This is a genomic window from Burkholderia sp. AW33-5 (genome assembly GCF_053427615.1).
Map to the genome: position 1 here is coordinate 99,771 of NZ_JBSAXA010000013.1, position 24,733 is coordinate 124,503.

The following is a 24,733-nucleotide window of genomic DNA, read 5'->3' on the forward strand; positions in this document are numbered from 1 at the left end:
GATTTTCCGGCGTCTCGCCCGGCTGCCCTTGCGCCGGGAACTTTGTTTCGCCTAACACCGACAACGCGACTGTGGCGCGTTTGTCGCATGGTCATCCGCATGGACGAGAAACTGGCCGTCCGTGAAGCCGAGAATGCCCTTCGGGCTGATTTCGAGTTCAGTACCACCGCCATTCAGGCGGATGCCCTGCTTGGCAGTCAGGTTGATCCAGTCAGTTATGCTCATCAGTTCAAGTACCTTCTTCGCGACGATCTCGACGTTGTCGCCCTGTGCCTCGACACGCACATTGCCCGACGCCGCAACCAGCTTGATACCGAGCTTGTGGACAAACAGCGAAAACGCCTCCGCATACAAGTTGTACTCGTAGTCGATCAAATAGATTGAGAGGCTGCGCCAGAGCAGAGCCGGCGTAGCCTCCAATGGCACGGTGGTTACTGATGCGGGCGGACTGTCGGTGATGGAACTGTAGCCGATGCACCGCGCGCGCCATCGCCTGACGTATCAATGAATTCGATACTGCGCAGCAGTTGCATGACCTCAGGCTCGACGCTTTTGTGTTTGCCGTAGAGAGCATCGACAGACGTCCCTCCAAATAGGGTTGCTCCGCTGAGTGACGTTAAGCAGAAGCCCAGATTTCTGCCGCGGTTTTGCTCGTCGCCCGTTGTATCGCTTTCGATACGCACCGCGCCTGATCCATTGACGCTGCGAAGTTCGCGCACTTCTACGTGAGCGGCTTTGGGAGGCGGCCCCTGATCCAAGGTATCCCACGCGACCCAGCCGTGGGCGGTATGCTCCACACCACCGAATTCGTGGCAAACCTGCACCGGAGGGCGCGTGTCACATCCAAACTGAATATGGAAGGCGTTCGGAAGAGTCTTTCTTCTTAGCTCCACGTTATAGTCAGCATAGGGGGGCGATCCGCTAGGATTGGCCCTCAACTCTCCACCAAAGGTATCGGTAAGCTTGAATTCGCAGGCACCGACATTCGCCACGTGCACGATCGGTGAAATCACCTTTGGGTCATAAGCGGATGACGTCACGGCCAGAAATAGAAGGGCCATACATCCAAACAATATTGAAAGCTTTACCACGAAGTTCTCCGCTGGAAGTTTTCCGGCCATTCTTTCGCAACTCCATGTGCATCGGGAAATGATGGCGTATCGGTTAGTACTACGAGCGCGTTTGCATAAGCGCTGTAACGATCGGTAAGTCCGATAACAGAGTAGTGGCCATAGACCGCGCCCGGAATGTTAACCATCGCGGCCGTCCTGCGTGCAGTTTCGTTGCTGTAGTACACCTGCTGACCATGCACCACCGACACGCTATGGCGCACGTTAGGGTGTAGTTCGTCCGCGTACTGCAACGCAGTTTCAGTCGCATGAGGCGAGGACGAGCTGAATTGGAACTTGGTCCAGTAAAAGCCTGCGCTTTGTGCGGCATCGTCCGGGTTATTAGCAACATCCTGACGCCATTGCAGAGTCTGACTGGTCGGTGGAATCGGAATTGGCGCGCGCCCACGCCACCGGAAGTAGTTGTAGTAGTTGTTATTGCCGTGATTCAGGTTGCCGTGGGGCGCGGTCAGTTGCAGGAAGCCCCGCCCGTACCAGCCGTTATGCAATGCGGCATTTCTTCCGCCCCCCTCTTCGAGGGACCTGAACCAGTCACTTTCAACCGTCGCCTGTGCAAAAAATGCTGCTATGCGAGATGGCGTGGTAATACCGTACTTCCGCAGCGACTTGTTTAGTTCGACACGATAGCGTTGAATAATTGCATCAGTACGGCCGTTATGTGGAACGGGTTCCCAATGGTGTTGACCATGCCCATCCTTGCGGACGATATGCATCGGCAGCAACTGCTGCATCTCGGCCTTGCTCAGCCATGTGCATTTTCTCAGGTGTTCGATAAATGCCTTCGGTGGAAAGTGCCAGCATTCAGCGACAGACGGCAGGTCAGACGCCTGGATGTCCTCCCAAAACGCGAGCGCTTCAATGTGGGCCTTCAGCGTGTCGAAGTCTTCCCCGGTAAGCGGTGCCGCCAGCGCCTCATGCGGCGACTTGAGCCATCCCCAGCGCGCGTCGATATCCTGCTTCGCCCATTCAACAGGGAATTTGCAGATCGCCTGCGCCATGCGTTTCCGCACGTCCCCGCTATGCAGCGCTTCTTTCGCTTCCGCATGCGTAACCTGACCATCGCCGTCGAGGTCGAGCCACCGTTTGATCGTTGACGACTCGCACAGGCTATCGGGTGTCGCATCGTCGTCGATCAGACTCCAGCCCGCCCAGTGTGGAAAATCCGCGTCGCTGTAGACGCTGATTCCCGCATACGGCGTGGCACCGTGGTGACCTTCTTTCTTTGGAGCGTTCAGGTTGATCCAGCCGGTACCATCAGGCGTGGCAATCTTGCGCCAGTGGCCGAATTTCACGTTTGCGGGCATCGGCTCGCCGATCGCACGGCCAAGGCGCAGCATTTCGTAAATCAGGCTGGGCGCAGGCGCTGCAGGCGCGGGTGCGGCGGGATTGGTGCTGCCATCGCGGTACTGCCTGTTCAGACGCATGGCTTCGGCGTACAGGCTGTACTCGTAGCCGTGTGTTTTCACCGGTTCGCCGACTCGAACGCAACGACCGTCGCTGGCCAGCGTAAACGTCGTGAGCGTGCAATCGCCTCTTTCGTAATGCATCTGGATGAGCAGATCGACCGCCGTCGTACCGGCAGCCGGCTGTGTCTGCACCGAAGGGTGCGGCCCTTGAGGAGGCTCAGTGTCATCGCGCCGGTAAGGATGCGGCCAATTCGCAAAGAACTTGAGACCCTTGGGCACCTTGAACCAGATATCGCCGTAGATCGCATCCGTGCGGCCCTGCGTTGCAGTGAGCGGCCCCGTCGTCCGTCCCACCAACTTCTTAAGGTTGGCCGTGTCGCAAACGATCTCGAAATGTATCTGGCCGCGCTGCCCATAGATCTGCCCAGGCATACCAAGCAGGTCCTTTCGGTAGACAGGCTTGCCAAGCTTGACCGTGACGCTTTGCAGATGCATGTAGATCGAGTAGAAGGTGACTTTTGCACCATCGCCTTCGCCAATCTCGGTCGTATGTTTGATCACGACGCAACCATCGTCAGTGCGGACATTGCGGTATTGCAGCGCGGGCTTCTCGCTTGCGTCGGTCTGGCGGACATAGACGACTTCGCCGTCGGCAATTGCGCGCACCGGCTCGGACTGGCCGTTCGCGGCCTTGGGCGCGACGAGATGAGGGCCGCCGTGCCAACCGAGGCTATAGCTCACCGGATAGGCGCCGTTACCGGGAGCGCATTCCTGCATACCGGACTGACAGATGTCATGATCCGGCACGACAGTATTACCGGCGGTGGCCGAGTCCATTTCATGCCCGGTCCCGGACGGTTGGGATGGCAGGAACGGCGGGCTGATGATCATTGATTAAGATTCCTTGATGGTCACAGCGAAAACGGAAATGCCTGATTCACTTTCCCGGACGGGAACGACGGAAAATCAGCAGGTTTCGACTGTGGCGCGTCCGTCGCATGGTCATCCGCATGGACGAGAAACTGGCCGTCCGTGAAGCCGAGAATGCCCTTCGGGCTGATTTCGAGTTCAGTACCACCGCCATTCAGGCGGATGCCCTGCTTGGCAGTCAGGTTGATCCAGTCTGTCGTGCTCATCAGTTCAAGTACCTTCTTCGCGACGATCTCGACGTTGTCGCCCTGTGCCTCGATACGCACATCGCCCGACGCCGCAACCAGCTTGATACCGAGCTTGTGGACAAACAGCGAAAACGCCTCCGCGACACTTGCGTAAAACGACTTGCGCGCGGCAATGCCGACGTGGCCGCCCGTCGTAAGCGCGAGATTTTCGTCACTCGCAATGTGTGTGCTGCCCGCAGTGGTGGTTTCGATACCGGCCGGACTGGCGAACACCAGATGCGGCGTGCTCATCTCGGGATGCGGCTCGTCGCTGGTCGGCGTGCCGCCCCGAATGGCATCGTTCTGCGCCTTGATCGCCGTCGTGACCTCGCTCTGGCCGGCGTCCACCTGCTGCGCTTCATGCTGCTGCGCGAGCCTGGTCAAGCTCAAGTGAATGTCGCGCGCCTGCGTCAGGCGCTGGACCGTCTCGCCCATATCCTTCGCGTGCGACCTCGCACCGTTGCGCGCTTCGGTCGTGATCAGCAACCCCATCGCCGCGCGCACGACTCCCCACAAGTCGGTGCGAAGATCAAAGCCCTTGCCACGTGCGTCTTGCCGTCCCTTGTTGCCCAGGATGCGCCGCACGAAACCGAGACTCAGTTGCGAGGTGCCATAGTCGCTAGATAGCTGCGTCTGGATTTCGCCGTTCGTGTCGTCCTGCACGAAGTGATTCGACTGACCGCATTTCAGTCCACGACTGCGGAAGCCCGAGAGCGCCTGATTGTCCGGCAGCGCCCAGGCTGGCTGGTTGAACGCGTTCACCACGCGCCCTGTCACCACCGGCAGGTCAGGGTCGCCGTTGATGTGTTCCACCAGTACTTCCTGGCCGATGCGCGGCAGGTGCGTCGCACCGAACTGGTTGCCCTGCCACGGTGACGATACGCGCACCCAGCAGCTTGACGTGTGATCGTGCGCTCCCAACCGGTCCCAAAGGAACTGGACTTTCACGCGGCCATATGCGTCGGTCCAGATTTCCTGATCCGCAGGGCCTGTTACGACCGCGTATTCCGGGCCGGACGTGCGCGGCTTCGTGAGGGTCTGCGCCGAGCGGAATATTTCACTCGTGGGCTGGATTTCGAATTCCGTCGTGCAACGGTAGTGCTGGCCGATACCGCTCGCCTGGGCCACTTCCTCAATCGTAAGCGTGCTCGAGACGACCAGATATTCACGATTGGCCGCCTGCTGCGGGCAGCGTTCGAGCGTGAAAGTCTGCCCGGTCACGAGGCCACGCAGATTGCCCATTCCCTTCGCGCGCAGGCCGGAGCAACGAAGCGCATCCATGCGCACCCGCACCAAATAGTCCGCCTCGCGCGTCGCATCGTTATGCGCCCCGGACAGGCCGCTCACGCCGGCCTGCGGCTGCGCGTAGTCGCCCCATCCGTAGTGCTCCTGACCGGCATGCGCGGTGTCGCGTGGGTTTTCATCGCGGCTCGTGAGGTCTGCGCGCGGACCGGTATAGTCGTAATCCACACGCGTGACGCGTCCGGTCGTGAGATGGTTTTCTACCGACAGCTCATGGATGTGCTCTTGATCGATATGCTTGCCACCCGGCCCCTCGTAGCGGATCACACGGTACGCCTCGCCATGCGGTCGGTGCGCGCCAATCGAATCACAGAGGATCAGCCGGTGACGTCCGTTACCATGATCAAACCAGAAATAGATGCCCCATTCCTGCCACAGGCGGCAGACGAATCCGAAATCGCTCTCCCAGTTTTGCCGTTGAATGTCGCGCTTCGGGTAATTCCCGGCCAACCATTTTTCGACCGGAAACATATAGGCGGACAGTACGGCGTCCGTGATCTCCATGACATCCATGTCCTGGAACAGGCGACAGTCCTGGTTCTTCGTGGCAAGCCACAGCCACGGGCGCAGCGTTAGTTCGTACACCATCGCGCGACCTTCCTCGCGCACGAAGCGTGCGGAGGTGACCATGCCGGTGATCTCGCGTGTGCCCGCGCCGATATTGCCCATGCCGGTGTTGCCCGGCATGCCGGGAACAAAGTTGCCGCCTCCCTCGATCTCGACTAACACTGTGACCTCGGTGCCAATCAGTTTGTCCAGATCGACATTGGCAGTGATGCTCGGTGAGAACGCCAGCGTATCCGCGGTCTTCAGTTCGAGCGTGTAGCAGAACAGCTCGCCAAGCGTTTCGGTACCCGACAGACGTGCCGGCACCAGAACTGGCGTACCGTTGAATACCGGCAGTGCCGCGCCAACAACAGCCAGCGTGCGAGACTGAAGAAAGTCAGGCATGGGGTAGATCCTTGCAGAAAATCAGCCGCGATGGGCGCGCTTGCCGGTGGCGACGATAGGGAAGGTGCCGCCACACTTCGGGCACGCAACCGGATGGCCGTCGAGCGCGACGGTGATACACGGTGTTTCAGATCGAGGGTCGCCTCGAATATCTTGCCGCCGTGATCGGTCGCATTGCCAAGCTACGCCATGTCGCGACCCCGTTCGTTTCATGCAGACTTCCCTTTGGCGTTTACTTTCTGGCTGTTAAAGGCCAGACATGCAGGCTAGCCAACTACATGAAATCGTCGAATAAAACGTGCCCCAAATATTTCTCCATTTTTTCTCAAGGCACAATCGGACAATTCTGAAAAATTGGCCTCGAATCAATGCGCCCGGGCCGCTTTACATTGATTGACCTGCGCCAGATTCTGGCTAATATGACTTCTATCGGGATGGTCAAAATTTGATCCCAAACAAAAAGCCCGCGTGTAGCGGATTTTTTATTTCAAAATCTATTGGGCGTCGGAGCCGCTCGGCTTTCGTATTCGGTTACACGCCTTCCAAGAAGATTGTCTAGAAGCACGTTCGTCGCAACGGACCTCAATCCACTACGCGAGATGCTTGCCTAAGCTTTGATTTCGGCCGCCGCGGCAGACGCGGTGGGTTCCGTTTCCCTCTTCCAACCGGTACATTCATGCATATCGATCTGACAGGCAAAACCGCGGTCGTCACCGCTTCCACCGCCGGCATCGGGCTGGCGATCGCCGAAGGGCTCGCGCGGGCGGGCGCACGTGTCGTCGTCAACGGACGCAGCGACAAGTCGGTCGATGCCGCGCTCGCGCATCTGCGCAGCGCGGTCCCCGGCGCGGACGTCGACGGCGTCGCCGCCGACCTGTCCGATGCCGCCGGCGTCGCGCGCGTCACGCAGCACACGCCGGAAGCCGACATCCTCGTGAACAACGCGGGCATCTACGGGCTGAAGGCGTTCTTCGACATCGACGACGACGAATGGGCCCATTACTTCCAGATGAACGTGATGTCCGGCGTGCGTCTCGCGCGGCACTACCTGAAGGGGATGCTCGCGCGCAACACGGGCCGCGTCGTGTTCATTTCGTCGGAATCGGGCCTGAACATCCCGGTCGACATGATTCACTACGGGTTCACGAAAACCGCGCAACTCGCGATCGCGCGCGGCCTCGCGAAACTCGCTGCCGGAACCAACGTGACCGTCAATTCGGTGCTGCCGGGGCCGACGATGTCGGAGGGCGTGCGCGCGCTGCTGAAGGAAACGGCCGACGCGACGGGCCGCAGCATCGACGACGTCGCGGTGGATTTCGTGCGCAGCGAGCGCGCGAGCTCGATCATCCAGCGGCCGGCAACGACGGAGGAAGTCGCGAATCTGGTCGTGTATGTCTGCTCGCCGCAGGCCTCGGCGACCACCGGCGCGGCGTTGCGCGTCGACGGCGGCGTGGTCGACACGATCGCGTGACGACTGCGTGACACGCGCGCGCGGCGCATGGCGGCCGAGCTATCGCGAGGCCGCCTTGTCCGGTTGAAGCGTGCCCTTGCGGTCGGCGTCCATGCAGGTATCGAAGCCGTATTGCGTGACGGCCCCGGCCTTGTCGAACACGACGAAGTACGCCCGGTGTTCGTTGCCGTGCTCGATGAAGTAGTTGTAGCAGACGCCGCTGCCGTTACGGACCATCCACACGCTGCGCGGGTTGCCGCCCGCGCGGACAACGTCGGCGCGCGTCGCGCCGTGCCGCGACGCGGCCCGCGCCAGCGGCGTGCGCGAATAGGAGAACGGCAGCCACGAGTCGAACCACGCGCAACCGTGCAGCATCAGGCAGCTGGCGGCCAGCGACAGCGTCGCTGCGGGACGGGACATCGGAATCAATCGCATGCTTGGAAAAATCTGCCGCGCCATGCCGGCGTGATCGAAAGCCCCATGCTACTAGACCTTTGGGTCCGGATCGAAAAGAAATGTAGAGACTTGTGTCCGACGCCGCGCTCGGCGCGGCCCGGCGCGCGCCCGATCGTCGCGAACCGTGACGGCGCCGCGCGGGCTCGCACACGCGTCGATGCCGTTGCGCCGATGGCCCGGATCGGCACAACGAGCCTCGCCGTCACGCGACCCACTCGGCCCACAGCATCGTCAGCACCGTCATCAGCGCCGGGCCGACGAACAGTCCGATCAGGCCGAACGTCTCGGCGCCGCCGAGGATGCCGAACAGCACGAGCAGGAACGGCAGGCGGGTCGAACTGCCGATCAGCACCGGCCGCACGAAATGCTCGGCGACGAACACGACCACGAAGCCGAGCGCCAGAACCACGACGGCCCACGCGGTCGCACCCTGCACGAACAGCCAGAGCGCCGCACCGCAGAACACGATCGGCGCGCAGAACGGCAGCATCGCGGCGACGGCCGTGACGAGGCCGAGCAGCGCCGCATGCGGAACACCCGCGAGCGCATACGCGACGCCGAGAATGGCGCCCTCGCCCAGCCCGACGACGACCAGCCCCGTCACCGTGCCGTACACGGCCGCGACCATCCGTTCGATCAGGTGCGCGCCGCCGCGGCCGAACGCACGCCGCGCGCCCTGCAGCAACGCACCCGACAACTTGTGGCCGGCCCGCATGATCACGAACAGCGTGACCAGCATGAAGCCGAACTCGAACAGCGCATGCGCGAGCTTCGTGCCGAACTGCCGGCCGAACGCGATGAACTTCTCGCCGCTCGCGCCATGCATCGCGGTGCCCGCGTGCAGCGGATGACCGAGATTGGCCTGCCACCACTCGGTGACCTGCGCGGCACCGTACGGCAACCGGCCGACGACGTCCGGCAGCGGAATGCCGTTGTCCTGGATCGAGTGCAGCCAGATGCGCAGGTCATGCGCCTGCGAGATCGCCTGGCCCAGCGCGATGGCGACCGGCAGCACGACCAGCAGCGACACGCCCGCGGTGATCGCGGTCGCGATCAGGGTTGGCCGGTCGCGAAACCAGCTGTCCGATTCGAAGCGTTTCAGCAACGGCCACAACGCGATCGCGATCACGCAGGCCCACGCGATGGCGGGAAGAAAATCGCGGATGACCCACAGCGCGAGCACCAGCAGCGCCGCATACAGCACGGCGCGGGCGATCTGCTGGGCACCTGGCCGCGCGGCGGATTCCTGGGAAGGCGAGACATGTGCGCGCATGGCACCTCTGTCGAAATGAAAAAATGGCGGTTCGCGCGGCCCGAGGGCCGGTGCGAACCGCCATTCTATCCATCGATACCGCCTCGGCACGCGGACGCGATGCCAAGCATTGTCAAATGCTTGGCGCGAACGTCGCGCGGCGCGACCTGCGCTCAGGCCACCTTGTCGGCGACGCGATAGCGTTCGAGCCAGTGCGCGTACGGCGCAGGCAGCGTCCATGACGGACGCTCGACGCCGAGCTGCTTGGCCGCGTAGTACGGCCAGTGCGGATCGGCCAGATGCGCGCGGCCGACCATCACGAGGTCGAGCTGCTGTTCGGCGACGACGCGCTCGGCCAGTTGCGGCGTGTCGATCCCCCATGCGGACGATACCGGCAAGCCGGCCTCGCGGCGCACGCGTTCGGCGATCGGCGCGAGGAACGCCGGGCCCCACGGAATGCGCGCGTCGGGCGTCGAGAAGCCGACCGACACGCTCAGCATGTCGAGGCCTTCCTGCTTCATCCGCTGCGTGAGCGCGATGGATTCGGCGAGCGTTTCCTCATCGCGGCCGTCGTATTCGATCACGCCGAGACGCGCGGTCAGCGGCAGATGCTCCGGCCAGACCTGGCGGACGGCCTTCAGCGTGTCGACGAGGAAACGGCCGCGGTTTTCGGCGGAACCGCCGTACTCGTCGTCGCGCCGGTTCGAATGCACGGAGAAGAAGCTCTGGCCGAGATAGCCGTGCGCGAAGTGCAGTTCGAGCCATTCGAAGCCGAGGTCGCGGGCACGCTTCGCCGACGCGACGAAGTCGGCCTGCACGCGTGCGATGTCGTCGTGCGTCATCGCGCGCGGCGTCTTCGGCAAATGCGCGCCGAACGGCACGGCCGACGGTGCGATGGTCTGCCAGCCGCGCGGATCGCCGTCGGCGATGTGGTCGTCGCCTTCCCACGGACGGTTCGCGCCCGCCTTGCGGCCCGCATGCGCGATCTGGATGCCCGGCACCGCGCCGGCCGCCTTGATCGCCGCGACCGACGGCGCGAACGCCTCGGCCTGCGCATCGGTCCACAACCCGGCGCAGCCCGGCGTGATGCGGCCTTCCGGCGACACGGCCGTCGCCTCCGCGATCACGAGGCCCGCGCCGCCGCGCGCGATGCCGGCCAGATGCACGTGATGCCAGTCGTTGACGACACCGTCTTCGGCGACGTACTGGCACATCGGCGGCACCGCGATGCGGTTGCGCAGCGTGACATCCTTGAGTTTGAACGGTTCGAACAGGGCAGACATCCACCACTCCTTTGCTTGGTTCTACGAAACGACTGGATGAGCCGTCGCGCGGTGCGCACGACGGAACGGTTCGGGCCGTCGCCGGGCCGGATGCGCCCGACGACGGAAACGGCCAGGTGCCGGTCATGCCGGCACCGCGCCGGCTTACTGACGGCCGAGCTTCGCGAGCAGCGCCTCGGCAGCAGGTTCCGACGACGCGGGGTTCTGCCCCGTGATCAGCAACCCGTCGGTGACGACATGCGGCGCCCAGTCGGCGCTGCGCTCGAACTGCGCGCCGTTGGTCTTCAGCATGTCCTCGACGAGGAACGGCACCACTTCCGTCAACTCGACGGCCGCTTCCTCGCTGTTGGTGAAGCCCGTCGCACGCTTGCCGCGCACGACCGATTCGCCGGTCTTCGGATCCTTCACGTGGCGCAGCACGCCCGGCGCGTGGCACACGGCCGCGACCGGCTTGCCCGCCGCCAGCGCACGCTCGATCAGGCCGATCGAGTGCAGGTCCTCGGCGAGATCCCACAGCGGGCCGTGCCCGCCCGGATAGAACACCGCGTCGTAATCGTCGACCGACACGTCGGCCAGCTTGCGCGTGGCCGCGAGCGCGGCCGGGTCGCTGCTTTTCGGGTCGAGCGGCGGCTGGCCGCCCTTCGGCGATGCGAGCGTCAGCTCGATACCCGCATCCGTGAACGCGTAGTACGGCGCGGCCAGTTCCTCGAGCCAGAAGCCGGTCTTCTTGCCGGTGTCGCCGAGCGTGTCGTGCGAGGTCAGGACAACCAGAATCTTCATGATCGGACACTCCTTCGAAATGGGGGAACGGGGCCGCGTCGCGGCGGCAGCCCACGCGACGCACGCCGCGTGCCGGCGACGACGGCGCGCCTGCCGGTTAGGCCGCCGGCACGCGTCAACGTGCCGGCTCCGTGCCAAAAATATTGCTCGAGTCTATTAGACCAGTCGTCTAGAGTCGGCTCGAAAAAAACGACGGCATCTCCTGCACCACCAGCATTGCAGCGCGATATGGCATCTTCGCGTCCGTTGGCAGGAACGACGTCGCATTCATGAGGCTGGATGATAGCCCCGGATTAGACCGGTCGTCTAGAAACCTGGCATTCAGCCCTGCCGGCTTCATGGCTTTTGCGCCGGAGCGCGCCCCGCAACGTGCGTTGCCGATCGCGCCCCACGGGGGCGCGCCGCCGAAACGGCTAGCCGTGCACCGGCCCGTCCGTATCGCCTGCCTCGATCATCGGCATCTCGAGCCGATGGCCGCGCACGCCGTCGGCGAGCAGGCCCAGCATCAGGTCCGCCAGCGCACGCCCGGTCGCATGACCGGTCGGCTGCACCACGGCCGTTACCCGATGCGGACACGCGACCTCCGGCGGCACCCCGTCATAGACGATGAGCGACATGTCCCGCCCCAGCCGCAAGCCGCTGTCGACCAGCGCCCGGAACGCGCCGCCCCCCGAAATGTTGTTGTCGACGAGCAGCGCAGTCGGCCGTTCGGCCTGTGCGAGCAGCGCCTGCGCGCCCTGCTGGCCGCCGTCGCGCGTAAACGGACACTCGACCAGCAGCGCCGGATCGGGTTCGATGCCGGCCTCGCGCAGCGCCGCGAGATAGCCGGCGCGGCGCTGCATCGCGAAATTCAGCGACAGCGGCGCACTGATCATCGCGATCCGCCGATGACCGAAGCCGATCAGGCGCCGCACCGCATCGCGCGCGCCCGCTTCGTTGTCGAAATCAAACCACGCGTAAGGCTCGGCGGTTTGCGTACGGCCATACGCGACATACGGAAACGCATTCGAGCGCAGGTACGCGAGGCGCGGGTCGTCGACCAGCGTGCGCGCGACGATCAGCCCGTCGACGAGCCGGCCGTCGACGAGCCGGCGATACGAGTCGAGTTCGGCGTTCGGCCGTGCGGCCGCGATGATGAAGTCGAGATTGCGCTCGCCAAGCCGCTCGGTGATGCCCGCAACGACTTCACCGAAGCGCGGGTCGCCCAGATCGCCGGCTCCGAACGGATACACGATGCCGATCGCATCGGCACGCCCCGTCGCCAGCCGCCGGGCGGTCGGATCCGCGACATAACCGAGTTCGCGCGCAGCCTTCATCACGCGTTCGCGGGTCGCCTCGCTCACATCGTCGTAGCCGTTCAGCGCCCGACTGACCGTCGTGCGCGACAGTCCGAGCGCATCCGACAGCGCCTTCAGATTCACCTTCACGTCGCTCCTCGCGTTGTGCATGCCATCCGTTCAATCCGCATGTAGCGGCAATCATTTCCGAATGGTAGTTATTACCGTCAAATATTTATCTTTTGACGTCCAAACCGGTTTGAAATAGCATCCAAACCGGTTTGGATATCAACGCCACCTCAGCAGTTCCTTTTCACCGTCAACGGAAACAATGCCGACATGACTTACTTTCCTTTTTGCCGCGCGACCGCGGCCAAACGTTTGCTGTTCGCTGGCGCGGCACTGGCCGCCTTCGCGTCCGCGTCATCCGTCGCGCACGCGCAAAGCACCGGCGCCCCCGCGCCCACGCCGCATACGCAGCAGGCCTACGATCCCGAAGGCAACTTCACGATGCGCTGGACCCGCGCGGACATCCGCCAGATCGTCGCGCAGTCGCACACGGCCGGCGCGGACAAGAACTCGCTGCCGCAGTCGCTGACGATGCCGGACATCCCGCAGGATTTCCCGCTGATCAACTCGAACGTGTGGGTCTGGGATACCTGGCCGCTGGCCGACCTGCGCGCGAACCAGCTCAGCTACAAGGGCTGGGAAGTGATCTTCTCGCTCACGGCCGATCCGCACGCCGGCTACACGTTCGACGATCGTCACGTCCATGCGCGCATCGGCTTCTTCTATCGCCGTGCCGGGATTCCCGCGTCGCAGCGTCCCGCGAACGGCGGCTGGACCTGGGGCGGCCACCTGTTCCCGGACGGCGCGAGCGTCAAGGTGTTCGGCACGTCGCCGATGACCAACAACGCCGAATGGTCGGGCTCCGCGCGCCTCACGCAGGGCGACAACGTCAGCCTCTACTACACCGCAACCTCGTTCAACCGCTCGGCCCCCGGCGGCGCGGACATCACGCCGCCGCAGGCGATCATCACGCGCGCCGACGGCCACATCCATGCCGACGACAAGCACGTGTGGTTCAGCGGCTTCGACGATCACAAGGCGCTGCTGCAACCGGACGGCAACTACTACCAGAGCGGCCAGCAGAACACGTATTTCTCGTTCCGCGATCCGTTCGTGTTCACCGACCCCGCGCACCCGGGCAAGACCTACATGGTGTTCGAAGGCAACACCGGCGGCCAGCGCGGCGCCCGGACCTGCACCGAGGCCGACCTCGGCTACGCGCCGAACGATCCGCACCGGGAAGACCTCAACGCCGTCATGAACTCGGGCGCAGTGTATCAAAAGGCCAACGTCGGCCTGGCGGTCGCGACGAACCCGCAACTGACCGAATGGAAGTTCCTGCCGCCGATCCTGTCGGCGAACTGCGTCGACGACCAGACCGAGCGCCCGCAGATCTATCTGAAGGACGGCAAGTACTACCTGTTCACGATCAGCCACCGCACGACGATGGCCGCGGGCGTCGACGGGCCGGACGGCGTCTACGGCTTCGTCGGCAACGGCATCCGCAGCGACTTCCTGCCGCTGAACGGCGGCAGCGGCCTCGTGCTCGGCAACCCGACGGACTTCTCCGCACCGGCCGGCGCGCCGTATTCGCAGGATCCGAACCAGAACCCGCGCGAATTCCAGTCGTATTCGCACTACGTGATGCCGGGCGGGCTCGTCGAGTCGTTCATCGATGCGATCGGCCCGCGTCGCGGCGGCACGCTCGCGCCGACGGTGAAGGTGAACATCAACGGCACGTCGACGGCGGTCGACCGCACGTACGGACGTAGCGGCCTCGGCGGTTACGGCGACATCCCGGCGAACCTGCCGGCGACGGGCGCCGACCACAACGGCGGCCCCGGCACCCGTCCGTAACGGGTCCGCTACGGACGCAGCGGGCATCGCCCGCCGGCGTCGAGGCGGCGCACATCGCGCGTGTCGCGTGCGTGCCGCCTCCCTCCTTCGCAGAATCGCGCATGCCGCCGTCGCAAGCGGCATGCGCCTCCTTTCCCGCTTCGCGCGTCGAAGCACGGAACCCCGCATGAGATCGACGTTTTTTCGCTTTCCCCTCCTGATTACCCGGCTGCTGCTCGCGTGTGCAGCAAGCGCGGCCTGCACGCACGCCGCCGCCGCGCCCTGCGACGCACCGCTCGAGCACGGCACGCCGCAATGGCGGCCGGCCGTGCACTACACGCCGCAACGCAACTGGATGAACGATCCGAACGGCCTCGTCTACGAGAACGGCCGCTATCACCTGTTCTATCAGTACAACCCGCTCGGCCACGACTGGGGCAACATGTCGTGGGGCCATGCGACCAGCACCGACCTCGTCCACTGGCGCGAGCAGCCGGTCGCGATGCGCGCGAACGCGACGGAGGAAATCTTCTCCGGCTCGATCGTCGCCGACACGCATAACACGTCCGGCCTCGGCGCGCCGGGCGAGACGCCGCTGGTTGCGCTTTACACGAGCGTCTACAAGGACGGCTCGGGTCACGCACCGGGCACGCAGGCGCAATCGCTCGCGTACAGCCTCGACCACGGCGCGACCTGGCGGCCCTACGCGCACAACCCCGTGCTCACGCTCGATCCCGAGTCGAAGCAGTTCCGCGACCCGAAGGTGTCGTGGTACGCGCCTGGCGGCTACTGGCTGATGACGACCGTCGTCGCGGACGCGCAGGTCGTGAAGCTCTATCGATCCGCCGACCTGATTCACTGGTCGTTCCTGAGCGACTTCACGCTGCCGGACGTGCCGCATGCGGGCGTGCTGTGGGAAATGCCCGACCTCGTGCCGCTGCCCGTCGACGACGATCCGCGACACGTCAAGTGGGTGATGATCGTCAACGTCAACCCGTGGTCGATCGCCGGCGGCTCCGGCGCGATGTATTTCGTCGGCGACTTCGACGGTCGCACGTTCACGCCCGACCACGTCGCGCCGGCCGGTTCCGATCCCGCGCGATTCCGCTGGGTCGATCACGGCGCCGACTTTTACGCCGCCGGCACGTTCTCCGGCGCCCCGGGCGCGCGGCCTGTCGCGATCGCATGGATGAGCAACTGGGATTACGCGGCGAAAGTGCCGACGGCGCCCTGGCGCGGCGCGACGACGTTGCCGCGCGAGTTCGCGCTGAAGACGATCGGCGGCGAACCGACGCTCGTCGTGACGCCGGCCGCCGCGTTCGATGCGTGGGCCGACGGGCGGCCCGCCGTGCACGAAGGCAACCTGAACGTCGAGTCCGCCACCCGCGCGCTGTCGGACGCGACGCGCGGTGTCGTCCAGCGCATCACGGTGACGATCGCGCCGCGGCATGCGGCCCGCGCGGGTGTGATCGTGCGAGGATCGGCGGATGGCTCGATCGGCACCCGGATCGTGTACGACACGGCGAAGCGCACGCTGACGCTCGACCGCTCGCGCGCCGGCTCGACGGATTTCGCGGGCACGTTCAGCCGCGAGCACATCGTCGATCTGCCGCTCGATCATGGGCAACTGCGGCTCGAAATCGTCGTCGATCGCGGGTCGGTCGAGGTGTTCGCGAACGGCGGCCGCGTCGCGCTGACGGATCTGATCTTTCCGCCGCTCGATGCGGACCGCGTCGCCGTGTTCGCCGAGCACGGCAGCGCGACGTTCTCGGGGCTGACGGTGACGCAACTCCACGGACGCGATCGGGCCGACGAGGCTCGCGACGCCTGCACATCGCGCTAGCGATGCGATCGCCCGGCGGGGCTGCACGACCCGACGCGAGGTCGGGTCGTGCAGCCCCGCCGGTCATCCGCTCAAAGCAAGCCCATCCCGCCCGACGCGATGATTTCCGCGCCGACGATGAACGCGGATTCCGGCGCGCTCAGATGCAGCACCGTCGACGCGATTTCGTCCGGCGTGCCGAACCGGCCGATCGGGACGAGCCCCTTGATCTTCTCGGCCGTCTCGTCGAGCGTGGCCGCGTCGAGCCCGAGCTTGCCGTACAACGGCGTCTGGACCGGGCCGGGGCTCACCACGTTCACCCGCACGCCGTGCGGCAGCAGCTCCGTCGACAACGTCTTCGCGAACGAATTGACGGCCGCCTTGCTCGCCGCGTACAAGGACGAGCCCGGCATCCCGATATGCGCGTTGATCGAGCCGTTGATCACGATCGACGCGCCGCGGTTCAGCAGCGGCACGAGCGCCTGGATCTGGAAATACGCGCCCTTCACGTTCGTGTCGAACACGAGGTCCCACAACGCCTCGTCGATATCCGCGAACGGCGCGAGTTTCGCGACGCCCGCGTTGACGAACACGGCGTCGAGCCGTGCGCCGGAGGCCGCGATCGCATCCGCCAGCGCCCGCGCCGACGCGACGCTGTCGACCTCGTTGCGGATCGCGAGCGCGCCGTCGCCGAGCGACGCGCGTGCGGCGGCGAGCGTCTGCTCGTCGCGACCGGTGATGATGACCCGCGCGCCTTCGGCCGCGAATGCCCGTGCGGCCGCCAGGCCGATGCCGCTGTTGCCGCCCGTGACGAGGACCGTTTTTCCTTCGAAGCGTTGCATGATGTTCTCCTGTGAACCGGTGAGTTGACCGTGAACACAGGATGCGCTCGGCGCCCGCCCTTGCCGTACGACCGGCGCGGCGGACACGTTCGAAATCTTCGAACGTGTTTGTCGGGACCTGTCCGCCCGTTGCACGGCTGACGCACTCAGCCCGACACGTCGATCCCGTCGAGCAGGCGCTGCGCGAGCCGCGGTTCGCGCAGTTGCTCCAGCCACCATTGCAGCGCGCGGCCGTCGCGGTCGCCGCGCCAGGCGACGTACAGCACGTTCGGCTCGCGCGGATCGGCCGTTTCCTTCTCGACGAGCTCGCCGCGCGCGAGCAGCGATGCAACCCGCCGGCGCGGCACCCAGCCGACGCCGAGCCCGTCGCGCTGCGCGAGGATCTTGGCGCGCATCGACGGCACCGCGAGCACCGCCTGCCCGCCGAGCAGCCCGTACGCGCGGCCGACGGCCCGCCGCGACGAATCGGCGACGACGACCGCGCGATGCGCGCAGATCGCGTCGCGGGTCAGCCGCTCGCTTGCCGCGGCCAGCGGATGGCGCGGCGATACGGCGAACACCCATTCCATCGCGCCGAGCTCGAACCATTTGAAACCCGGAATCGCCGGCGGCTCGTTGGTCGCGCCGACGACCAGATCCGCGCGACCGTCGCGCAGCGCTTCCCAGGTGCCGCTGAGCACTTCGTGCGTGAAGCGCAGCGACACGCCCGAATCGAGCGCATCGAATGCGCGGACGACCGGCAGCAGCGTATCGAACTCCAGCACCTCGTCGCTGACGATCCACAGCCGGTCCTCCCAGCCGCTCGCGACCTGCCGCACGCGCTGCGTGAGCCGCGCGACGTCCAGCGCAAGGCGCGACGCCTCATCGGTCAGCAACTGGCCGGCCGGCGTGAGCTGCAGCCGGTAGCCGCGCCGGTCGAACAGCAGCGCGTCGAAGCGCGTTTCGAGCTGCCGCGCCGCGTGCGAGATGGTCGACGGCGCCTTGCCGAGCCGCGCGGCCGCCCGCGACAGGCTGCCGGTGGCGCGGATCGCATCGAGCAGCGCGAGTTCGTCTTCGGACAGCATGGGGGCACTCCGGTCGGGGATTGTGATCGATCGTAAGGCACCGGCGGGCGGCGGTCCAATCGAATGGCGCCGTGTCGCTGCGTTCGGCGGATGCCGGGCCGCCCACGAACTTCCGGTATGCTCATCGGCACCAAATTATCCTATTCGAGGTAACCACTGCGATGGACATCGCGATCCGCATCGAAGGCCGTCACGACCTCACCGGGCAAATCTTTCGGCAGCTGCGCACCGCGATCGTCGACGGGCGGCTCGAAGGCGGCGCCCGGCTGCCGTCGACGCGCGACCTCGCCAGGCAGCTCGGCGTGTCGCGCAAGACGACGCTCGACGCGTTCGAGCGTCTCGTCGCCGAGGGCTTCCTGAACACGCGCGCGGGCGACGGCACGTTCGTCGCCGACGGCCTCGCGCGGGTGCCGCACGCGGCAGACTCAACGCCGTCGCTCGTCGAGGCCACACGGCCCGTCCATGCCGTCGATGCACGCGCACTGTGGGACGAACTGCCCGACGCGCTCGCGATGCCCGCGCCGCAGGACACGCCCGCGTTCGACTTCCGCGGCGGCGTGACCGACAAGACGCTGTTCCCGTTCGACGCGTGGCGCCGCTGCCTGCATCACGCGTTGCGCCAGCAGGCGCGCGGCCCCGGCCAGTACCACGATCCGGCCGGCGATCCGCAGTTGCGCGGCGCGATCGCGCGCTACGTCGCGTTCAGCCGCGCGGTCGCGTGCGGCTGGGACGACGTGCTCGTCACGCAAGGCGCGCAACAGGCGCTCGACCTGATCGCGCGCGTGGTCGTGCGGCCGGGCGACGTCGTCGCGGTCGAGAATCCCGGCTATCCGCCGGCGCGCGCGGCGTTCGCGTCGCTCGGCGCGACGGTGATCGGCGTGCCGGTCGATGCGCACGGCCTCATCATCGAGCGGCTGCCCGACGACGCGCGCCTCGTCTACGTGACGCCGTCGCACCAGTTCCCGCTCGGCATGCCGATGACGCTGGACCGGCGCGTCGCGCTGCTCGAATGGGCGCAGCGACGCCGCGCGGTGATCATCGAGGACGATTACGACGGCGAATTCCGCTTCGAAGGCCGGCCGGTGGAGTCGCTGAAGAGCCTCGACCGCACGGGCCTCGTCGCGTACGTCGGCACGTTCTCGAAGACGATCTTTCCCGAATTGCGGATCGGCTACGCGATTCCGCCACGCGCGCTGCGCGGCGCGCTCGCCAAGGCGAAGCAGATCGTCGACTGGCATACCTGCACGCTCACGCAGGCGGCGCTCGCGCGCTTCATGCACGAAGGCGATTTCGCGCGACACCTGCGGCGCGTGCAGAAGCATTACGACGCGCGCCGCAAGATGCTGCTCGCGCATTTGCGCGGCAACCTCGGGCCGTGGTTCGACCCGATCGTGCCGACCGCCGGCATCCACCTCGCCGCGCACCTGAAACCGGGGCTCGACGAAACCGCGCTGGTCCGCGCCGCCCGCGAGCACGACATCGGCCTGTACGGGATCTCGGCGTTCCACGTCGGCTCGGCGGCGCGCCCGGGGCTGCTGTTCGGCTATGGCGGGATCGACGCGCTGCGCATCGACGCCGCGCTCGCGAAACTGGCCGCGCTGCTGGACTCGGGCAACATCGGCGGTGCGACACTGGTTACCTGAATTTTCCCGGAATTGGCCATTCAAGCAGGCCAGTGCCACGCTTAAAGTGGGTCCTGTCGCGCCACCGTGCGCATCAACCGGAAAAAGGACCTGCCATGCAACCGCGCCTGAACTTCTATACCGCCAGCCCGAACGCCATCAAGGTGATGCGCAACGCCGAGGAATTCATCGCGAAAAGCTCGATCGAGAAGCCGCTCGCCGAACTGGTCCGGCTGCGCGCGTCGCAGATCAACGGCTGTGCGTTCTGCGTCGACATGCACACCACCGATGCGCGCAAGGGCGGCGAGACCGATCGCCGCCTGGCGGCGGTCGTCGTCTGGCGCGAAACGCCGTTCTTCACCGAGCGCGAACGCGCGGCGCTGGAGTGGACCGAAGCGCTGACGCTGATCGCCGACAACCACGTGCCAGATGCCGTCTGGGAAGCCGTGAAGCCGCACTTCAACGACACGGAGCTGTTCGAACTGTCGATGCTGATCGCGACGATCAACACGTGGAACCGCTTCGCGATCGCATTCCGCAAGATGCCCGAGTAAGGAGACGACGATCATGCGCTCCCGCTTCACGCTCCGCCGCGCGATGCTGTGCACGCCGCTCGCGCTCGTCGCCGCGCTGCCGGCCGCCGCCATTGCGCACGATGCCGCCGACAACGTGCACGCGATCATGCAACAGGCCGTGCCCGAAGCGCCCGGCAAGCTCGCCGTCGTCGCGACCGTCGACTATGCGCCTGGTCAGGCGTCCGAAGCACACAAACACCTCGGCTCGGTGTTCGCGGTCGTGTCGAAGGGCGAAGTGCTGTCGCAGGTGAACGACGGCCCGGTGCGCCGCTATCGCGCCGGCGAAGGCTGGTACGAGCCACCCGGCTCGCGCCACCAGGTGTCGCGCAATGCGAGCGCGACCGAGCCCGCGCAACTCGTCGTGTTCGGGCTGACGGGCGAGCACCAGCCGCTGAAGTCGCCGATCGATCAGTGACGACGTTCGGGGTGCGTGCCGTGTCGGGCACGCACCCGTGACGCGCGGCGTCCTCGCCAGCCGCGGGCGCTTCCTCCCCCGGTTCCCCGTGGTTTCCCCATTAGCCGCTTCCTACATTCCGCCACTGGCATACGCCCCTTCGTCACGCCGCCACCCCGCTCGTCCGCACCGCCGTTCGACACACGCCTGATCTCGATCAACGCGGGCGAAAACCCTTCCTTGAAATTAACTAACCCGTCAATTAGCGTCGTCTGCATGAACGCGAAATCCGCCGTCGCCAGGCCGCGCGGGCGCCGCCCGTCGGTGGACGACTTCGACCTGCGCGACCACATGCTCGACGTCGCGATGCAGCTGTTCGCCGAGCGCGGCATCGCGGCGACGACCGTCGCGCAGATTGCCGCGGCCGCCGGCGTCACGTCGGCGATGGTCCATTACTACTTCACGAATCGCGAGCAGCTGCTCGACGCGATCGTCGAGGAGCGGCTCGCGCAGGTCATCGCGTTCGTGTGGCGGCCAACCGCCCCGCAGATCGAAAACGATCCGTTCGCGCTCGTCGCCGAACTCGTCGACCGGTTCTTCGACGTCACGGATCGCATGCCCTGGCTGCCGTCGATCTGGCTGCGCGAGATCGTCCACGAAGGCGGCCTGCTGCGCGAGCGGATGATCCGGCGCATTCCGCTCGAGCACGTCGGCCGCTTTGCCGAGCGCATCCGCGCCGCGCAGCAGGCCGGCACGCTGAATCCCGCGCTCGAACCCGCATTCCTGTTCCATTCGATCATCGCGCTCGTGATGCTGCCGCTCGCCACCGCGAAGCTGTGGCAAAGCGCGCGCGGCCTGCCGCCGGTCGATCGCGACGTGCTGCATCGCCACGTCCGCGCGCTGCTCGGTTCCGGCTTGCAGCCGCCCGCCGCCGTGCCGGATGCCGGCGCACATTCGCCCCGGAGGCCGTCGTGAACGTGTCCCGCCCGCCGCCGCTCGCACTGGCCGCCGCCGCCGTCGCGCTGCTCGCCGGCTGCGGACGGCCGGCGAACGACGTGGCGACTTATCAAGGCTATGTCGAAGGCGAATTCGTGTACCTGTCGTCGTCGCAAGCGGGCACGCTGACGCAGTTGTCGGTCGAACGCGGCCAGGCCGTCGCGGCCGGCATGTCGGTGTTCTCGCTCGAAGCCGTCAACGAAACGGCCGCATTGCTGCAGGCGCAGCATCAGCTCGCGGCCGCACGCGCGCAACTTGCCGACCTGCAGACCGGCAAGCGTCCGCCGGAAGTCGCGGTCACGCGGGCCCAACTCGCGCAGGCCACCGCACAGGCCGCGCGCGCCGCCGCGCAACGCGTGCGCGACGAGCGCCAGTACGCGGCCGGCGGTCTGTCGAAGCAGCAGCTCGACGATTCGCGCACGTCCGCGCAGACCACCGCCGCGCAGGTGCGCGAGTTGCAAAATCAGGTCGACGTCGCGCGCCTGCCGGGACGCGCGCAGCAGGTGGCCGCCCAGGCCGCGCAGGTCGATGCCGCGCAGGCGGCCGTCACCGAAGCGCAATGGAAGCTCGACCAGAAGCGCGTCGCCGCGCCCGCCGCCGGGCGCGTGTACGACACGCTGTACCGCGTCGGCGAATGGGTGCAGGCCGGCAATCCGGTCGTGCAGATGCTGCCGCCGCAAAACCTGAAGGTGCGGTTCTTCGTGCCGGAAGCCGCCCTCGCATCGATCGCCCCGGGGCGCACCGTCGCGATCCGCTGCGACGGCTGCCCCGCCGACGTCCCCGCGCACGTCACCTACGTGTCGCGCGAGGCCGAATACACGCCGCCCGTGATCTACAGCAACGAGAGCCGGACCAAGCTCGTGTTCATGGTCGAAGCGCGCCCCGCCGTCGCCGACGCGCCGAAGCTGCACCCGGGCCAGCCCGTCGCCGTGAGGATGCGATGAACGCGCCACCCGCTCCGTACGCGATCGACGTCGACCGCCTGAACAAGCGCTTCGGCGACAAACACGTCGTGAAGGACGTCTCGCTGCGCGTCGCGCGCGGCGAGATTTTCGGCTTTCTCGGGCCGAACGGCAGCGGCAAGACGACGTCGATCCGCATGATGTGCGGCCTGCTCACGCCCGACTCGGGCAGCGGCTCCTGCCTCGGCTACGACATCGTGCGCGACAGCGCGCAGATCAAGCGGCGTGTCGGCTACATGACGCAGCGCTTCTCGTACTGGGAAGACCTGTCGATCCGCGAGAACCTCGATTTCGTCGCACGCGTGTACGGGATGCCCGATCGCCGGGCGGCCGTCTCTCGCGCGCTCGACGGGCTCGGCCTCGCGAGCCGCGCGGACCAGCTCACGGGCGCGCTGTCGGGCGGCTGGAAGCAGCGTCTCGCGCTCGCCGCGTGCATGCTGCACGAGCCGGAACTGCTGCTGCTCGACGAACCGACGGCCGGCGTCGATCCGGCCGCGCGCCGCGACTTCTGGGAAGAACTGCACCGGCTGGCCGCGCAAGGCATCTCGGTGCTCGTCAGCACGCACTACATGGACGAAGCCGAACGCTGCCACAAGCTCGCATACATCGCGTCCGGCGAACTGCTCGCGCAGGGCACGTCCGAGGAAATCGTCGCGTCGCAGCACCTGTCGACACGCTCGGTCACCGGCGGGCATCTGGCCGAACTGTCCGCGCGCCTGCGCACGATGCCGGGCGTCGACCAGACGGTCGTGTTCGGTTCGACGCTGCACGTGAGCGGCCGCGATCGCGCGCTGCTCGACGCAACGCTCGCGCAGGTCGCGTCGCAAGCCGATGCGCAGACGGACGGTCGCGCACCGCTGCAGGTCGCGCCGATCGACACCGGGCTCGAAGACGTCTTCATCTACATGATGGGCCGCGCGTCCGGGCCGCCCGGCGGAGCGGCGACATGAACGCGTGGACGGGCCTGCGCGAATCGTTCTCGGTCGCGCGCTGGTGGAGCATCGTGCTGAAGGAATTCCTGCAGCTGCGCCGCGACCGCGTGACGTTCGCGATGATCGTCGGCGTGCCGATCATTCAGCTCGCGCTGTTCGGCTTCGCGATCAACACCGACCCGAAGCATCTGCCGACCGCGGTGATCGTCGCCGACTCGAGCCCGTTCGCGCGCAGCTTCATCGCCGCGATGCGCAATTCCGCGTACTTCGACATCGTCGCGACGCTGCCCGACGAATCGGCCGGCCGGCATGCGCTCGCCCGTGGCGACGTGCAGTTCGTGCTGAGCGTGCCGGCCGATTTCTCGAAGCGGCTGCTGCGCGGCGAGCGCCCGGCGCTGCTCGTCGAGGCGGACGCGACCGATCCCGTCGCGACCGCGTCGGCGATCGGCGCGCTGCCGGGCCTCGTGCAACCCGTCGCCGACAAGGACCTGACCGGCCCGCTCGCGCACCTGAACGGCCGCCCGGCCGCGTTCGACGTGGTGCTGCACCGCCTGTACAACCCCGAAGGCATCACGCAGTACAACGTCGTGCCGGGGCTGATGGGCGTGATCCTGACGATGACGATGGTGATGATGACGGGCCTCGCGATCACGCGCGAACGCGAGCGCGGCACGATGGAGAATCTGCTGGCGACGCCCGTGCGGCCGCTGGAGGTGATGACCGGCAAGATCGTCCCGTACGTGTTCATCGGGCTGATCCAGGTGTCGATCATCCTCGCCGCCGCACGCTACGTGTTCGACGTGCCGTTCGTCGGCGGCGTGTTCGCGATCTACCTGTCCGCGCTGCTGTTCATCGCGGCGAACCTCACGGTCGGCATCACGCTGTCGTCGCTCGCGCAGAACCAGCTCCAGGCGATGCAGCTCGCGGTGTTCTACTTCCTGCCGAACATCCTGCTGTCGGGCTTCATGTTTCCGTTCGCCGGGATGCCGCGGTGGGCGCAATTCATCGGCAACCTGCTGCCGCTCACCTACTTCAACCGCCTCGTGCGCGGCATCCTGCTCAAAGGCAACGGCTGGGCCGACCTGTGGCCGTCCGTGTGGCCGGTCGCGCTCTTCACGCTCGTCGTGATGGGCATCGCGCTGCGCTTCTACCGGCGCACGCTCGACTAGGGGCCG

Annotated in this window: 21 protein-coding genes; 10 read left to right on the forward strand and 11 right to left on the reverse strand. The window is 66.1% G+C overall.

Going from position 1 to position 24,733, the window contains the following annotated elements; translation table 11 throughout:
* Window positions 1–51 precede the first annotated feature (51 nt).
* Genes ACV22V_RS20855 through ACV22V_RS20870 form a run of 4 tightly spaced genes read right to left on the reverse strand, consistent with a single transcriptional unit; the run spans window position 52 to window position 5,946 of the window.
* Complete coding sequence (locus tag ACV22V_RS20855; RefSeq protein ID WP_448015398.1) at window positions 52–426, reverse strand: DUF2345 domain-containing protein; 375 nt, start codon at window positions 424–426, stop codon at window positions 52–54.
* Between the two features lie 5 nt (window positions 427–431).
* Window positions 432–1,121, reverse strand: a complete 690-nt coding sequence (locus tag ACV22V_RS20860; RefSeq protein ID WP_448015399.1) for a hypothetical protein — start codon at window positions 1,119–1,121, stop codon at window positions 432–434.
* Entirely contained in the window at window positions 1,085–3,427 is a 2,343-nt protein-coding gene (locus ACV22V_RS20865; RefSeq protein ID WP_448015400.1) for a hypothetical protein, read from the reverse strand. The genes ACV22V_RS20860 and ACV22V_RS20865 overlap by 37 nt, the downstream gene beginning before the upstream one ends.
* Before the next feature lie 20 nt (window positions 3,428–3,447).
* Window positions 3,448–5,946, reverse strand: a complete 2,499-nt coding sequence (locus ACV22V_RS20870; protein WP_448015402.1) for a type VI secretion system Vgr family protein — start codon at window positions 5,944–5,946, stop codon at window positions 3,448–3,450.
* A gap of 676 nt (window positions 5,947–6,622) precedes the next feature.
* On the opposite strand from ACV22V_RS20870, the gene ACV22V_RS20875 reads away from it, so the two are divergent.
* The gene (locus ACV22V_RS20875; protein ID WP_448015404.1) at window positions 6,623–7,417 is read left to right on the forward strand and encodes an SDR family NAD(P)-dependent oxidoreductase; all 795 of its coding nucleotides are present in this window, start codon (window positions 6,623–6,625) and stop codon (window positions 7,415–7,417) included.
* A 39-nt stretch (window positions 7,418–7,456) separates the two neighbouring features.
* Here the strand turns inward: ACV22V_RS20875 and ACV22V_RS20880 are convergent, their stop codons facing one another.
* The 5 genes from ACV22V_RS20880 to ACV22V_RS20900 form a co-directional block, all read right to left on the reverse strand.
* Window positions 7,457–7,831, reverse strand: a complete 375-nt coding sequence (locus ACV22V_RS20880) for a hypothetical protein (RefSeq protein ID WP_059690217.1) — start codon at window positions 7,829–7,831, stop codon at window positions 7,457–7,459.
* Between the two features lie 223 nt (window positions 7,832–8,054).
* Complete coding sequence (locus ACV22V_RS20885) at window positions 8,055–9,125, reverse strand: AI-2E family transporter (protein WP_448015405.1); 1,071 nt, start codon at window positions 9,123–9,125, stop codon at window positions 8,055–8,057.
* A 152-nt stretch (window positions 9,126–9,277) separates the two neighbouring features.
* Window positions 9,278–10,387 (reverse strand): NADH:flavin oxidoreductase/NADH oxidase, encoded by a 1,110-nt coding sequence (locus ACV22V_RS20890; RefSeq protein WP_448015407.1) that lies wholly within the window; start codon window positions 10,385–10,387, stop codon window positions 9,278–9,280.
* Between the two features lie 144 nt (window positions 10,388–10,531).
* Window positions 10,532–11,167, reverse strand: coding sequence for a type 1 glutamine amidotransferase domain-containing protein (locus ACV22V_RS20895; RefSeq protein ID WP_448015409.1), 636 nt, complete (start codon window positions 11,165–11,167; stop codon window positions 10,532–10,534).
* A gap of 413 nt (window positions 11,168–11,580) precedes the next feature.
* The gene (locus ACV22V_RS20900; RefSeq protein WP_059525274.1) at window positions 11,581–12,615 is read right to left on the reverse strand and encodes a substrate-binding domain-containing protein; all 1,035 of its coding nucleotides are present in this window, start codon (window positions 12,613–12,615) and stop codon (window positions 11,581–11,583) included.
* A gap of 168 nt (window positions 12,616–12,783) precedes the next feature.
* On the opposite strand from ACV22V_RS20900, the gene ACV22V_RS20905 reads away from it, so the two are divergent.
* On the forward strand, window positions 12,784–14,370 hold the full coding sequence (locus ACV22V_RS20905) for a glycoside hydrolase family 68 protein (RefSeq protein WP_448015410.1): 1,587 nt from the start codon (window positions 12,784–12,786) through the stop codon (window positions 14,368–14,370).
* Between the two features lie 166 nt (window positions 14,371–14,536).
* The gene (locus ACV22V_RS20910) at window positions 14,537–16,192 is read left to right on the forward strand and encodes a glycoside hydrolase family 32 protein (RefSeq protein ID WP_448015412.1); all 1,656 of its coding nucleotides are present in this window, start codon (window positions 14,537–14,539) and stop codon (window positions 16,190–16,192) included.
* A gap of 71 nt (window positions 16,193–16,263) precedes the next feature.
* Here the strand turns inward: ACV22V_RS20910 and ACV22V_RS20915 are convergent, their stop codons facing one another.
* Together ACV22V_RS20915 and ACV22V_RS20920 are read right to left on the reverse strand one after the other, a co-directional pair.
* Entirely contained in the window at window positions 16,264–17,013 is a 750-nt protein-coding gene (locus tag ACV22V_RS20915) for an SDR family oxidoreductase (RefSeq protein ID WP_448015414.1), read from the reverse strand.
* Between the two features lie 146 nt (window positions 17,014–17,159).
* Window positions 17,160–18,077 carry a LysR family transcriptional regulator gene (locus ACV22V_RS20920; RefSeq protein ID WP_448015415.1) on the reverse strand — a complete coding sequence of 306 codons (918 nt, stop codon included), beginning with the start codon at window positions 18,075–18,077 and terminating at the stop codon, window positions 17,160–17,162.
* A gap of 161 nt (window positions 18,078–18,238) precedes the next feature.
* On the opposite strand from ACV22V_RS20920, the gene pdxR reads away from it, so the two are divergent.
* The 7 genes from pdxR to ACV22V_RS20955 all read left to right on the forward strand — a co-directional run bounded on the left by pdxR (window position 18,239) and on the right by ACV22V_RS20955 (window position 24,727).
* Window positions 18,239–19,720: a MocR-like pyridoxine biosynthesis transcription factor PdxR gene (gene pdxR, locus ACV22V_RS20925; RefSeq protein WP_448015416.1), complete on the forward strand. Its 1,482-nt coding sequence runs from the start codon at window positions 18,239–18,241 to the stop codon at window positions 19,718–19,720.
* Window positions 19,721–19,815: 95 nt separating this feature from the next.
* Window positions 19,816–20,253, forward strand: a complete 438-nt coding sequence (locus tag ACV22V_RS20930; protein ID WP_059525262.1) for a carboxymuconolactone decarboxylase family protein — start codon at window positions 19,816–19,818, stop codon at window positions 20,251–20,253.
* 13 nt (window positions 20,254–20,266) lie between these two features.
* Window positions 20,267–20,689, forward strand: a complete 423-nt coding sequence (locus tag ACV22V_RS20935; RefSeq protein WP_448015418.1) for a cupin domain-containing protein — start codon at window positions 20,267–20,269, stop codon at window positions 20,687–20,689.
* Window positions 20,690–20,944: 255 nt separating this feature from the next.
* Entirely contained in the window at window positions 20,945–21,643 is a 699-nt protein-coding gene (locus tag ACV22V_RS20940; RefSeq protein ID WP_448015420.1) for a TetR/AcrR family transcriptional regulator, read from the forward strand.
* Window positions 21,640–22,608, forward strand: a complete 969-nt coding sequence (locus tag ACV22V_RS20945; RefSeq protein ID WP_448015422.1) for an HlyD family secretion protein — start codon at window positions 21,640–21,642, stop codon at window positions 22,606–22,608. The genes ACV22V_RS20940 and ACV22V_RS20945 overlap by 4 nt, the downstream gene beginning before the upstream one ends.
* Entirely contained in the window at window positions 22,605–23,576 is a 972-nt protein-coding gene (locus tag ACV22V_RS20950; RefSeq protein ID WP_448015424.1) for an ABC transporter ATP-binding protein, read from the forward strand. Before ACV22V_RS20945 ends, ACV22V_RS20950 begins: the two co-directional genes overlap by 4 nt.
* Window positions 23,573–24,727 (forward strand): ABC transporter permease, encoded by a 1,155-nt coding sequence (locus ACV22V_RS20955; RefSeq protein ID WP_059689987.1) that lies wholly within the window; start codon window positions 23,573–23,575, stop codon window positions 24,725–24,727. Before ACV22V_RS20950 ends, ACV22V_RS20955 begins: the two co-directional genes overlap by 4 nt.
* Window positions 24,728–24,733 lie beyond the last annotated feature (6 nt).